At 47.7% G+C, this 12,441-nt stretch carries 12 protein-coding genes; 5 read left to right on the top strand and 7 right to left on the bottom strand.

Features of this window, described 5'->3' with window-relative positions; genetic code table 11:
- Positions 1-983: hypothetical protein (locus tag A8707_RS24300; RefSeq protein ID WP_068819698.1), on the bottom strand; the 983-nt coding region annotated here is incomplete at its 3' end.
- Positions 984-1,054: 71 nt separating this feature from the next.
- Between A8707_RS24300 and A8707_RS27710 the strand changes: the two genes are divergently transcribed.
- Positions 1,055-1,234, top strand: coding sequence for a pentapeptide repeat-containing protein (locus A8707_RS27710; RefSeq protein WP_156518856.1), 180 nt, complete (start codon positions 1,055-1,057; stop codon positions 1,232-1,234).
- Between the two features lie 101 nt (positions 1,235-1,335).
- Here the strand turns inward: A8707_RS27710 and A8707_RS29345 are convergent, their stop codons facing one another.
- On the bottom strand, positions 1,336-1,488 hold the full coding sequence (locus A8707_RS29345) for a hypothetical protein (RefSeq protein ID WP_197485032.1): 153 nt from the start codon (positions 1,486-1,488) through the stop codon (positions 1,336-1,338).
- A gap of 350 nt (positions 1,489-1,838) precedes the next feature.
- Here A8707_RS29345 and A8707_RS24295 point away from each other — a divergent pair, with 350 nt between their 5' ends.
- The 4 genes from A8707_RS24295 to A8707_RS24280 are packed head-to-tail and all read left to right on the top strand — an operon-like array spanning position 1,839 to position 6,347.
- Positions 1,839-3,257 (top strand): nicotinate phosphoribosyltransferase, encoded by a 1,419-nt coding sequence (locus tag A8707_RS24295; RefSeq protein ID WP_331711743.1) that lies wholly within the window; start codon positions 1,839-1,841, stop codon positions 3,255-3,257.
- A 40-nt stretch (positions 3,258-3,297) separates the two neighbouring features.
- A complete protein-coding gene (locus A8707_RS24290) occupies positions 3,298-3,888 on the top strand; it encodes a nicotinate-nucleotide adenylyltransferase (RefSeq protein ID WP_068819798.1) in 591 nt (196 codons plus the stop codon).
- Positions 3,852-4,595, top strand: a complete 744-nt coding sequence (locus A8707_RS24285) for an NUDIX hydrolase (protein WP_068819796.1) — start codon at positions 3,852-3,854, stop codon at positions 4,593-4,595. Before A8707_RS24290 ends, A8707_RS24285 begins: the two co-directional genes overlap by 37 nt.
- 27 nt (positions 4,596-4,622) lie before the next feature.
- Positions 4,623-6,347, top strand: coding sequence for an NAD+ synthase (locus tag A8707_RS24280; RefSeq protein ID WP_068819794.1), 1,725 nt, complete (start codon positions 4,623-4,625; stop codon positions 6,345-6,347).
- A gap of 262 nt (positions 6,348-6,609) precedes the next feature.
- Here the strand turns inward: A8707_RS24280 and A8707_RS28645 are convergent, their stop codons facing one another.
- The 5 genes from A8707_RS28645 to A8707_RS24260 all read right to left on the bottom strand — a co-directional run bounded on the left by A8707_RS28645 (position 6,610) and on the right by A8707_RS24260 (position 11,424).
- On the bottom strand, positions 6,610-6,786 hold the full coding sequence (locus tag A8707_RS28645; protein ID WP_156518855.1) for a hypothetical protein: 177 nt from the start codon (positions 6,784-6,786) through the stop codon (positions 6,610-6,612).
- Between the two features lie 202 nt (positions 6,787-6,988).
- Positions 6,989-7,720, bottom strand: a complete 732-nt coding sequence (locus A8707_RS24275; RefSeq protein WP_068819792.1) for a TerC family protein — start codon at positions 7,718-7,720, stop codon at positions 6,989-6,991.
- Positions 7,721-7,781: 61 nt separating this feature from the next.
- Complete coding sequence (locus A8707_RS24270; protein ID WP_068819790.1) at positions 7,782-7,997, bottom strand: rhodanese-like domain-containing protein; 216 nt, start codon at positions 7,995-7,997, stop codon at positions 7,782-7,784.
- A 633-nt stretch (positions 7,998-8,630) separates the two neighbouring features.
- Positions 8,631-9,779: a saccharopine dehydrogenase family protein gene (locus tag A8707_RS24265; RefSeq protein WP_068819788.1), complete on the bottom strand. Its 1,149-nt coding sequence runs from the start codon at positions 9,777-9,779 to the stop codon at positions 8,631-8,633.
- A gap of 970 nt (positions 9,780-10,749) precedes the next feature.
- Entirely contained in the window at positions 10,750-11,424 is a 675-nt protein-coding gene (locus A8707_RS24260) for a hypothetical protein (RefSeq protein WP_068819786.1), read from the bottom strand.
- Between the last annotated feature and the right edge of the window lie 1,017 nt (positions 11,425-12,441).

Here is a 12,441-nt window from a genome sequence, read left to right as displayed (position 1 = left end):
GATTGAGATAACTCCAGCATCTGTTGATAGAGGTGAGTGGCTGCCCCTGGGTCATGTTTGAGATGATGACAACTCTCCTGAAGCCAGTGCCGTTGCTGGGCTAAATTAATGGGATAGAGGGCCACCGCCACCGCACCGAGATACCCAGAGGCATGATAGAAATCCAGCACTTGTTCGTGGGTATGGCGGTTGAGGAATTGCCAGTTTGAGGCTGCCCCATCCGCAATTCCGAGATAGGTGGCTTGGGGATAACGGGCTTTCGTGCGCGCGATTTCTCGCTCTAGCCGTTCCAGAAACGTCGCCTTGCCATATTCGGGGGTGGCTCCCATATAAATGGTGTGTTGTCGGTCTCCAAACGCGTCATACAGACTGATGGTGCCGACCATGGCTTCTCTCCATCCGGTGTCGCACAACAGCATACAGGTGCCATCTAAGCCAATGGCAACACTGGCAATTTCAGCGTCTAGTTGAGGGGGCACATAGTCCCAACTTTCTTCTTTCACCTCAATGATCGTGGCCACCGCTTCACTGAGACGCTGGATGTAGGACACGGCGACCGGGCGTTGATGATTCTCAGCCAAGTCTCGCTGCACGTCTCGGGCGGAACCATACGCCAGTTTCGAGGACACTTGTTTCGCAAACAGAGGCGTGGAGGTGATGATGATGCGAGACGCTCGCTCTAGCGGACAATCCGTTTTCCCGCCTCCAGAGCGCTGATAGACATGGCGTTCAATCACGACTTCTCCGTAGGGCGTTTGATACGCTTTGGGCTGCTTGCCTTTGGTTCGCATCACCTCTCCGGCAATCTCAATGGCTGAACCGTCGGTGTCCAGATACTCAAGAGCGGCTGTAGTGGCAATACGACCCGCCTCGTTGAGGCTTTCCTGAATCGCTTCTTCACTGGTCAGCAGCGAATGACTCAGGTCTATCGTCACTTCTATCCTGACTTGCGTCCCTTCTTGACTCAGCAATTGAGCGCTCATACTCACCACCTCTTGGTTGCCTCACTCAGTGATATCATGCTTGACCTACTAAATCAAGTAGAGGTCGCACCCTGAGCGGTGCCAGTCTCTATGGTGTAGACCTGAGCAGCGCTGATTTGCGGGGAGCGATTCTTATCGACACCGATCTAATTGGGGCAAGAGTCGAGAGAACGCGATTTGGGCAAACCGCAGACTTCTCTAGAGATCTGCGGCGCGACTTGAGACAGCGAGGGGCAATTCTGGAAGAGTGAGCGTCAGCAAGCCAGATAAAAGCCCAACAGAGAAAAGATTTCTTCGTTGGGCTTAACAGTACAAAACAGAAGTCAATGTGAGTGACGTTAAAGAGCGATCGTTACCAATCTGAAAACCGTTTTTTACGAGACGGCTCACCCTCGTAAGGCTGAGTTCCTGTCGGGGGATAGGCATCGTCGTTAAGCCCAAAGATGCGAGTCAGGGCACCCGAAACGTAGGCAATCACATCATCAATTAGTTTGGGAAGGCGCATAAAATTCACCTCTAAAATAGGTGGGATTTGTTGAGAGCAAATGATTTGTGTAGCGTGCTTGTAGCGATTTTGCCTCTACAAAAATTATGCTAGATCTCAGTTAGTTTTGCGATCGAAAGACTTAATTGTTTAGACTTTCTCTTAACCTATTTTTAATAGTTATCAGAGCTTCCTGAAACGCTCGTTGCTTTTGGCGATCGCCCTCTCACTCAAGATAGACATTTTTGATAAAAAATACTAAAAATATAACTTCATCAAACTCTAAACGTCAGTAAATTTATGATTTTTTAGAAGATTTGCGTCTGACAGACAAAAAAGACTGATTTCTTGCTTGCCTATTTTTGGTTCTTTTGACTATAATTCAGAAAGTCGTCAACGTGAATGCGACGCTTAACCAATTTAAGGAGAATCGGGTGGAAGACGTAGAACTGACTCTAACACCAGACGACTACAGCCTTCTCACTGACCTCTATCAACTGACGATGGCAGCCTGCTATGTGGGCGAAAATATAGACCAGCGCCGCGCCAGCTTTGAGATTACCGTCCGTCGATTGCCGCCTCGGTGCGGATACTTGATTGCAATGGGACTTGCTCAAGCGCTGGACTACTTAGAGAAATTCCGATTCAGTTCTGCTCAGGTTGAAGCGCTCCAGTCGATCGGCATTTTTGACCATGCACTCGCCCAGTTTTGGACGCTGCTGCGAGAAGCTCAGTTTAGTGGCGATGTTTGGGCAGTGCCAGAAGGAACCGCCATCTTCGCTAACGAACCCTTGCTGCGGATAGAAGCTCCTCTCTGGCAAGCGCAACTCGTCGAAACTTATCTATTAAACACGCTGAACTATCAAACACTGGTGGCGACTCGATCGGCGCGAATGCGTGACGTAGCGGGAGCAGACGCAACTCTATTAGAGTTTGGCACTCGCAGAGCCTTTAGTCCCCAGGGTGCTTTGTGGGCGGCTCGTGCAGCCCTCGCAGCCGGATTAGATGCCACCTCTAACGTGTTAGCCGCTGTCAAACTAGGACGCGTCCCGTCTGGCACGATGGCACATGCGCTCGTGATGGCATTGAGTGCGACAGAAGGCACTGAGGCAGAGGCATTTACGGCATTTCATCGCTATTTTCCCGGTGCGCCGCTGTTGATTGACACCTATGACACGATCGCCGCGGCTCATGCCTTATCCGACCAGATCAAAGCAGGGAATCTTCAGCTATCGGCGGTGCGAATCGATTCGGGTGATTTGGGGTCGCTGTCTCAGCAGGTACGGGCAATATTGCCAGGAGTCGCCATCATTGCCAGCGGTGACTTGGATGAATGGAAGATTGCTGAACTTAAAGCAGCAGGAGCCTGTATTGATGGGTATGGAATTGGAACGCAGCTTGTGACAGGCTCTCCGGTAAATGGAATCTATAAACTGGTGGAAATTGACGACATTCCGGTGATGAAAGAGTCTCCTGGCAAGATTACCTATCCAGGGCGGAAGCAGATTTTTCGTCGCGTTGAGAACGGAATCGTGCAGCGCGATCGCTTAAGTTTAATCCACGAAACTCCTGATCACGAACAGCCTTTAATGCAGCTTGTTTTCAAGCAGGGGCAGCGAATGCAAGAATCAGACAGTTTGAGTACGATCGCTGAACGCACCCGCGCCTCTGTTGCCAGTTTGCCTCCCTCCGTTCGAGATATCAATCAGCCCGAATCGATTCCGTTAGATCTGTCTGATCATCTGTCTGCTCTGATCGAAAAAACTCGACGAAAAACAGCCGAGTCGTGAACGTTTTGGAACCAAAGATTCTCCTTCACCCATCTAACTTATGTTAAAAGTTGCTTTGTTTGGCACTAGCGCTGACCCCCCTACGAGAGGACATCTTGCCATTTTGTGCTGGCTCTCTCAGCACTTTGATCAGGTCGCGGTGTGGGCATCTGATAACCCATTTAAGTCTCACCAAACGGCGTTAGATCATCGGACTGAGATGTTGCGATTGCTGATTGGTGATTTAGACTTACGCAACATTCAGGTGTATCCAGAGTTGAGCAGTTCTCGCACGGTGATCACGGTTGAACGGGCGCAGGAACGCTGGCAGAATGCAGAATTCACGCTGGTGGTCGGGTCTGATCTGGTGCGTCAACTGCCAAAATGGTTTCGGGCGAGAGACTTGTTCGATCGAGTCAAACTTTTGGTGGTGCCCCGACCCGGATACTCGATCACAGACAGCGAGTTAGACCCGTTGAGACAGATCGGAGCCGATGTGACGATCGCCGATCTCAATGCCCCAAACGTCTCATCTACCGCCTATCGTGAACAGGGAGAAACCGAAGGAGTGACTTCTCCGATTCAGGCTTATATCGATCGGGAGCAACTGTACAGATGTCACGCACGCAGAGAAAAATTGCCCACTTATTAAAAGGAGAGGCGTTAGCAGATTTTAGAGTGGGCGTTGATAACGCAATCTTCTCAGTCGATACAGCGTTGAATCGGCTGCTGGTGCTGCTGGTGATGCGCCAGGAAGAACCCTTCCTAGGACAGTGGAGTTTGCCCGGAACGCTGGTCAGACAAGGCGAATCGTTAGAAAATGCAGCCTATCGAATTTTAGCTGAAAAGATTCGGGTGCGAAACCTCTATCTGGAGCAACTCTACACGTTTGGAGGTCCGAATCGTGACCCGCGTGAGGCAGATGACAACTATGGAGTGCGCTATCTGTCGGTTAGCTATTTTGCGCTGGTGCGCTATGCCGAAGCCGAATTGATTGCCGATGGGGTAAGCGGCATTGCCTGGTATCCCTTAGATCAGTTGCCGCAGTTGGCGTTTGACCACAACACGATTTTGGAATATGGACACTGCCGACTCAAAAACAAGCTGGAATATAGCCCCGTCGCGTTTGATGTGTTGCCCGAAGTGTTTACGCTGAGTGATTTATTCCAGCTTTACACCACAGTGCTGGGAGAAAACTTCTCAGATTATTCAAATTTCCGATCGCGCCTGCTCAAACTCGGCTTTCTCAGAGACACCGGAATCAAAGCCTCACGGGGGGCGGGTCGTCCGGCAAGTCTCTATCGATTTGATGCCGAAGCCTTTGCGCCTCTAAAAGACAAACCCTTGGTATTTATTTGACGGCTCAGGTAAGAAAGGAGGCTGACAGTGAAGATTGCGATCGCTCAACTCAACCCGACGATCGGGGATTTAGACGGAAATGCTCAACGAATCTTAAACGCCGCGCAGCGAGCCGCGAGTGAAGGCGTGCGGTTGCTGCTTACGCCAGAGTTGTCGTTGTGCGGATATCCGCCGCGCGATTTGTTGCTCGATCCCAGTTTTGTTGAGACGATGATGCGGACCCTGTTAACGCTGGCGGAGGATTTGCCGACAGGCGTTGCGGTTTTAGTCGGAACTGTAGAGCCGAATCCTCGATCGCACCAAAATGGCGGCAAGCCTCTATTCAATAGCGTTGCCCTTTTAGAACAGGGAACCATTCGTCAGATCTTTCACAAACGCCTGTTGCCGACTTATGACGTGTTTGACGAAGACCGCTATTTTGAGCCTGGAAACGAGCCAAACCAGTTCACCTTAGAGCATTTGGGGCAGTCGGTTCGGATGGGCGTGACCATTTGCGAAGACCTTTGGAATGATGAAGAGTTTTGGGGCAAACGGACGTATACGCTGAATCCGATCGCCGATCTCGCTCAACAAGGTGTTGATTTCACGATTAATCTGTCGGCATCTCCTTACACGGTTGGTAAGCAACGGCTGCGAGAAGCGATGCTGCAACATGGAGCGATCCGATTTGATCAGCCGATCGTCTATGCCAATCAAGTTGGCGGCAATGACGATTTGATTTTTGACGGAAACAGTGTTGCCGTCGATCGTCACGGAAATTTAGTGTGTCGGGCGCGTGCCTTTAATGAAGATTGGGTGGCGATCGACTACAACCCCGACACTCAAGATTTTCTGCCTAGCTCGATCGCGCCTGCTCTCGACTGTGACGAAGCCGAGATTTGGGCAGCGCTGGTGATGGGCGTGCGAGACTATGCGCGCAAGTGTGGCTTTTCTAAAGTCGTGTTGGGGTTAAGTGGCGGCATTGATTCGGCGTTGGTTGCCGCGATCGCTGCCTCTGCTCTCGGTGCTGAGAATGTGCTGGGTGTCTTGATGCCGTCGCCCTACAGTTCTGATCACTCAGTTGACGATGCGTTAGAACTTGCTAGAAATATTGGGATTAAGACTCAGACGTTGGCGATCGCGAATCTCATGCAACGTTATGACCAAACTTTAGAAGATTTGTTTAGCGGGACAGAGTTTGGCATCGCTGAGGAGAATCTTCAGTCTCGAATTCGGGGCACGTTGTTGATGGCAATCTCCAACAAATTCGGCTATTTGCTCGTCTCTACGGGCAACAAATCTGAGATGGCGGTTGGCTACTGCACACTATACGGCGACATGAACGGGGGGCTTGCCGCGATCGCAGATGTCCCTAAAACCCGCGTCTACTCGATCTGCAAATGGTTAGGTTCTGACATCATCCCTGCCAACATCGTCACCAAAGCACCCAGCGCTGAGTTAAAGCCAGGACAAGTGGATCAAGACTCGCTGCCCGCCTACGAGATTTTGGACGATATTCTCGATCGCCTAATTCATCAACATCAGTCCGCTACCGAAATCGTTGCTGCTGGACATGAGCAAGTTATTGTCGATCGCATCATCAAACTCGTAACCATTGCAGAATTCAAGCGCCGCCAAGCGCCACCGGGACTGAAAATCACCGATCGCGCGTTTGGTACGGGCTGGAGAATGCCGATCGCCACTAAATGGATCTCTCGAACTGCGAGAGCGATCTCGACTGATCTCGCGAAACAAACCTCTCAGCCTGTTTGACTTAGAGACTATTCAAGAATTGCTTCACATCCCAAGAGGTAATCGGCGGCTCCCTAACGCCCAACTTCCTAGAGTTGAATGGTGATTTTGTGGTGCAATTCCTCCCCTTGAATCAGTGAACCGTTACCCCCGACGATGTTGAATTTCGCTAGCGATCATTCAATCTGACATCCCGGCAACACTCGAACGATTTGATATTCAGTCGTCAAGTCGATCGTGCCATCCTACTTGAGCAATGCGAGGTGATTGGACGCAATCTCACTCAGTTGCGAATCAAAGTCTTAATAGCATCGCTAACATTCGGAAGAATTCCAGACGACATAAAGATATAACACTCTTGCAAATCTAAAGTAACACTGACTCGATAACGTTTTTCGGTTGAGCAGCGCAACTCAACGGTGAACAAAATCGGGCCAGGAATCACAGTCCTAACTCTCATAGTTTTTCGTCCTCTCGGCTTTGATCTCGTCGCTAAACCTACTGCTCCGGAGTGTGTTTCTTAGGAGTTATCTTGTTTTTGATCCGATTGCTACGGGAACGCCTAGCATAAGTCCGTTCCTCCTAGCGCTTCAGAGATAGCAGGAAATTATTAGCTCAATTCTGATATGAGCACTGCGTTTCGACTTCGCCAACAGTATCGATTATTCATTGAGACCCATCTCATGCTCAGTAATTTTAGATGCATTCGGCGAGTTCTGTAAGGGTAGCTGAATACGCTTTGAGAATCCCCACACAAACAACACCGCAATCAAACTAACCATCATCCATTCAGGAGGCACTAAATCCGGACTGGCAACCCGGAGCAACAAACGCAGTCCAACCAAGGCAACTGCAAGATAACCCGCATCTTCTAAATGAGTGAATTCTTGTAGCCAGCGAATGAATAATCCTGCTAAAAACCGCAGTGCGATTACTCCAATCGTCCCTCCCAGAATAATCAACCAAAGTTCTTGAGAAATCGCGATCGCAGTCGTCACACTATCCAGAGAAAAAGCCAAATCAGTCAAGGCAATCAACGGAATGATTTGCCAGAGCGATCGCGCTTGAATAGGCTTGCCACTGTCTGCTTCTGCCGTTGTGAAATATTGCCAAACCAACCACAAGAGATAGAGCGCTCCGGCAAGTTCAAATTGCCAGAACTGTACAACCCAGGTTGCACCCACAATCAGCAGTATTCGGAAAACGTAAGCAAGCCCTAACCCAATATTCAAGGCGCGTCGTTCTAGCGTTGGGTGCTGTAAGGTTCGAGTCAATGTTGCCAGTGCGATCGCATTATCTGCGGCGAGTACTGCCTCCATCGCGACCAAGACGATCAGCAAAAACAGCGTTTCAACTCCAACGCTAAAAGGAGAATTGAAAATTTTATCTAGCATTGATTCAATTTCACCTCACGCTTGAGCAAATGCAATAGAAAGTGAGAAACTTGGCGGGAATCTAAGTTAGCCATACGGAATAGCCTGCTCGTTGCCAAGCCATGAGTCCACCTTTCAGAACGTAAACTTGGCAATAACCTCGTTGAATTAGCTGTTGAGCCGCGATAAAACTGCGTTGTCCAGTGAGACAGGCAATCAAAACAGGCTGATTGCTTGGAATGTCTTTAAGTAAGACATCTATGTTCAGCCGCTGCCCTCCTGGAATCATACGAGTCATAAATTTTGGTTTTGCACATCAATCACAAGTAGCTTTGCTTGATTGCTTCTGGCTTCGTCTGGTGTTAGTAGAATGGGTTTAACTCTTCGTTTAACGTTGATCAATTGAGCTTTCATTAAGTTTCTCCCGGTAATCGTTTAGCAGTTAACGTGACACATCGCACAGGGTAACTATGGTGGAAAAACTAACTCAATGACAATGCAATTGAAAAGGCAGAACCGTAACATGTAACGTGAATCCATAATTAAAAAACTGAGCTTCAAATCTTGCGGGTGTTAGATTTAATGAGAGCGTGGTGATAACAAAAGTCTTGAGACGGCGATGTGCTAAATCTAAACCGCGAACTCAGTTGTTAGGAACAATTGCCGTGCTTGCAAATCAGTCAAGCTTGAAAAGCATAGATAATCAATAGGTTGACTAGCCTCAAAGGAGTGAACGATGTGGAGATTGCCAAAGAAAGATAGAAAGCAGTATAGACACCTGGACAAACCACGGCGCTAAAACAAGGCTTAGAACAAAGCTAAGGAGTGCTACGATCGCTGCAAAAATACCAACTATTTCTTCTTCTACAACTTTGGAAATATAAAGTGCAGAACAAGCGACTGCAAATGTAACAAACAATGACATGGCACGCTAATGCGCTACAGCGGAAGGAAATTGAAGCAGATGGCAGTTGGAATTTGGTAGTAACTGCTGCTGGATTGCAACGCCTCGGCTTTGCATCGCTACTTCAAACATTGATGTAGAGACTGCTTGTTCCGGTGTCCAAACTCCAGGCTTTTTTAGAGTTCCAGACAGCAATAATTCCGCGATCGTCCCAGTGCCAATTCCCGCAGCACAAGCAGTGTTGGGATAGAACATCGTTGAAACACAGCGCATCGATTGTCCATGCTTGAGTCCAGTGACTTCCGAGCGAATTACGACCTCAATCCCGCTAAAACGATCGCTAATCTGTGTCATGGCATAGCTTATTCGGGCAAGAAATTCGATCACCTTGCGCGATTCCAAAAGCTTGGGATGCCACAATCGCGCCACACTCCACGTTAAATAGTTGTAGAAGCGAGGTACTGAGCCAAATTTAGTGACCACCGTTTCGACGGGGAAAGTATCGGCGATTGTAAAAGATTCAGGCATATCAAACCAATACACCCCAACTTTACCGTAGTGCGGAAAATCAATGATCTCACGACCGCTATAAGGTCGAACTTTTTGTCGCTTACTATTGATTTGAGCTTCAAATGGACGCTGCAACCCCAAAAAGGTCGATCGCATGACCGTGAGTCCTGCACCTCCAGATCCGCCAACCACATAGCTCAAATGAACTTTTTGGGCTTCGTCAAGTTGCTCAATATCCCTCCGCACCATGCTATTGGAAATGCCTGGGAAGACACCTGTATTGACGATAGCGGTAATTCCTGCGGCTTCTGCTTTGGCTCGAAGCGCGATCGCTTTACAAGTAAAAGAAGGATGATCGCTGACATCGAGATAGTTCACGCCTGAATCAATGCAAGTCTTTAGAACAGTCGCATTTCGGTGATGAAAAGGACCTGCACAATGAATCACTAGATCGGACTGTGCGATCGAGTCACGCAGATGAACCCAATCTTCTAAATCAAAGGGCAAAAAGCGACAGCGATTGCCCAACTGCTGACTCAGTTGGTTTCCCACGCCTAGATTGCGTCCTGAGAGCGTGATCTGAACCGCAGTATGCGTTAGCAAATCTGCTGCAATTTGTCTGCCAATACGTCCAGTTCCACCCAAAATTAAAACTTGAGATGCCATGACCTCTTCTCCAATTTAGATAATAAACTTCAGTGAAAACTACAAACAGTAGTCCTCAAAATATGGTTTTTGTACAGTCACTTACAGTAGGCGTTGTGCCAACCTGCTGCCGAAGTCAAACCATAAAGCAATGTGATAACCATAGAACCGAGGCAAACAATGACCATCAATCGTGCGATCGCTAAAAAGCACTTGAAATAGATTTAGGAACCTGGTCAGCTTCAATGAATGATGCGTCAATCAATCCTAGAAAAGACAGAACAGTCGATACAAATAGAATAAAGATCGCACAAATACTGAACCAGTGATTTAAATAATTGTGATAGAACCACAATTGCACAAGAAATCTGTCCGTTGCCTCAGAAAGACCATGATTGAAATCCTAAATTAATGACCGCTAGAAAACGTCTTTCTCGACACTGGTGCTATCCGAGTTACTTCTATTAACGGCATTTCTTGCCAACAGTTTCTACAGAACCAGTAGATTCTTCGATGACAAATATGCCGCAGCAATGGACAAGAGCAGCAGGGGCAAATGCCTATCACGAATCTCCTTGTCTGACTTTGCAAAACCACCGTTGTCGAAACTCCTACTTGAATTTATGGTTGCCCCGCTTGAGCGAATCAAAACCCTAAACGAACGCCATCCACTTCAGCATGAAATGAACCCATCTACTGCTAGTTGAACTTGGCTTAAAGTGGAAATTGCACCGAAAACTAGGGAAAATCTAAATCCTGAAAGCAAGAACCAGCAAGCACCACCTCAACATAGCGAGAGAGGCAATTTTTTTTGCTTCACCGTTCTTTCCCAGTGCCGAGCGGCAATATGAGCAGGCTTTGAAGCGACAATTGAAACAGCGTTCAAGTATTGGTGAGAACCAGTATCCATGATTCTAAAAACTCCGTCATTCTGGTTTCAGCCAAATGTTCGCGGCGGGTGACACTTAGTTGAGTGTTGCTATTTTGGGGTCTAGTAGTTAAACAACAAAACCATTGCAGCCATCGCTGAGACGATCGTGCTAACTCCCATCAACTCTGTTTTGGTATGAGACAACACGTAGGCAGGTTGCAGCCAAAACTCTAGAGGACGAGTGATTTGAGGCAACACAAACCAGATAAGGAGAATAGTCGTGATAAACAGATTGACAAGCATGGAGCCGGCATAAGACCAGGACTGCATAACACCCAAATATTCAAACAGTTTCGATTGCAGAAACACGACTGGATATAGTCCCAAGACGACGATTAACGCTTGTTTCCAAGCTGAAGGTACTAAGCTAGTCATTTCAGCTCCAGCCTGATTGGAAAACCAGCCCTCTAAGCCAGTTGTAAAAGATTTGAAGCGGTAAGTTTCAAAAAATTGCTGCCCAGATTTCATAATCGCTTGGCGATCGCTAGAGGTGAACCGATCGCTGAGATGCATCGGTGAATCGAAGTGCAATATTGAGTACCATTTGAGTACACCATTTTTACACTCCAGAGGTGAATGCAGATCAACCCGAACATAACCCTCCGACTGCTGAATGCTGCTCAACAAAGTCTGGTGCCATTGTCGGAAAGCAAATTGGTTATCTTCTGGGACAATGCGTTCGATAACAGCGCTCGAACAAAAAATGCTATCCTGCGCTTGATCAGTCGTCAACATGATTTGTACTTCCTTCTTAAAAATGGTAACAAAAGCTACATTTTTGATCCAATAGTATCTTTGAGTGAGTATTCTCAATCAGTAGAGAGATAGCTCACTTGAAGATGTAGCTGCCTTGATCTAAGCCTGATCAAAATCAGTAGCTAGATTGGCATTGAACAATCTAAATTAAACAAATTGGTCAGTCAAAAGCCCAAACAAGGGCAAGCTGGCTCAGTAGAGAATTTGCTGCCAAGTCACGACTGCTAAAACTAAGGCAAAAGCAACTTTTGTTAACATCAAGTAGCTGTGCCAAGCAGTAACTGCTAGAGCAAAGTTTGCAGTAAAAACCTTAATAGGAGTAAGACAAAGACTTTAGGCTCTGAAAGAAAAGGTCAGCAAGCATTACTTCAACGAAGCGACAGAAACTTCTGCTTGACGGTTCTTTCCCAGTGTCGAGCGGTGAAATGATCAGGACTTGAGCTAACAGCCGTACTTGATTTGAGATTCAAGCATCGGCAAACATCTGCATTCATGTCTACACAAGTTTCATTGATCTATTTTTAGGTAATCATCTATAAACATAGCACAATAATCTAAATAGTTTATTAGCAATTTAAATCGGGTTCTTTGTCTAAGGGGCTATTGCTCGGAGTCCTCACTGAAAAAGCCGTTACAGCGCGATCCGTCGCTCCAGTGCTTCAACCCGACGCTTCAACTGCGCTACTTCATCTTCCGGGGTAGGCGGTATCAGGTAAGCCATCAAATATCGCGATATTTGATGGCTTACCTGGGATTAAGTTAAACTCAGCGGAGCAGTCGCCCGTCCCGCTGGTCTACAAAACCGTGCTTGAGACGTTAACCTGATTTACAAGCACCGAGACCTCGTGGCTGAGCGAGGGTTTGAGATTATCATCAAGTCCTTATCGCTCAGCTTACTGAGACGGGTGCAAGATCTGAGCAATTGTCCCACGCAGAAGGGTGGGTTAAGAAAGTAAGAAACACTCAATCCCCCGTCCTCATCTTGCCCTAATGTGA

This window comes from Phormidesmis priestleyi BC1401, from assembly GCF_001650195.1.
Classification (GTDB): domain Bacteria; phylum Cyanobacteriota; class Cyanobacteriia; order Leptolyngbyales; family Leptolyngbyaceae; genus Phormidesmis_A; species Phormidesmis_A priestleyi_B.
Note: the sequence above shows the minus strand (reverse complement) of the source record. Positions and strands in the feature narration are given on the sequence as shown.

Excerpts from the sequence above, each read along its gene's own strand:
- A8707_RS24260 (WP_068819786.1), bottom strand. The coding sequence starts at position 11,424 with ATGTTGACGACTGATCAAGCGCAGGATAGCATTTTTTGTTCGAGCGCT.
- A8707_RS28645 (WP_156518855.1), bottom strand. The coding sequence starts at position 6,786 with ATGAGAGTTAGGACTGTGATTCCTGGCCCGATTTTGTTCACCGTTGAG.
- A8707_RS24275 (WP_068819792.1), bottom strand. The coding sequence starts at position 7,720 with ATGCTAGATAAAATTTTCAATTCTCCTTTTAGCGTTGGAGTTGAAACG.
- A8707_RS24290 (WP_068819798.1), top strand. The coding sequence starts at position 3,298 with ATGTTAAAAGTTGCTTTGTTTGGCACTAGCGCTGACCCCCCTACGAGA.
- A8707_RS24270 (WP_068819790.1), bottom strand. The coding sequence starts at position 7,997 with ATGACTCGTATGATTCCAGGAGGGCAGCGGCTGAACATAGATGTCTTA.
- A8707_RS24265 (WP_068819788.1), bottom strand. The coding sequence starts at position 9,779 with ATGGCATCTCAAGTTTTAATTTTGGGTGGAACTGGACGTATTGGCAGA.
- A8707_RS24285 (WP_068819796.1), top strand. The coding sequence starts at position 3,852 with ATGTCACGCACGCAGAGAAAAATTGCCCACTTATTAAAAGGAGAGGCG.
- A8707_RS29345 (WP_197485032.1), bottom strand. The coding sequence starts at position 1,488 with ATGCGCCTTCCCAAACTAATTGATGATGTGATTGCCTACGTTTCGGGT.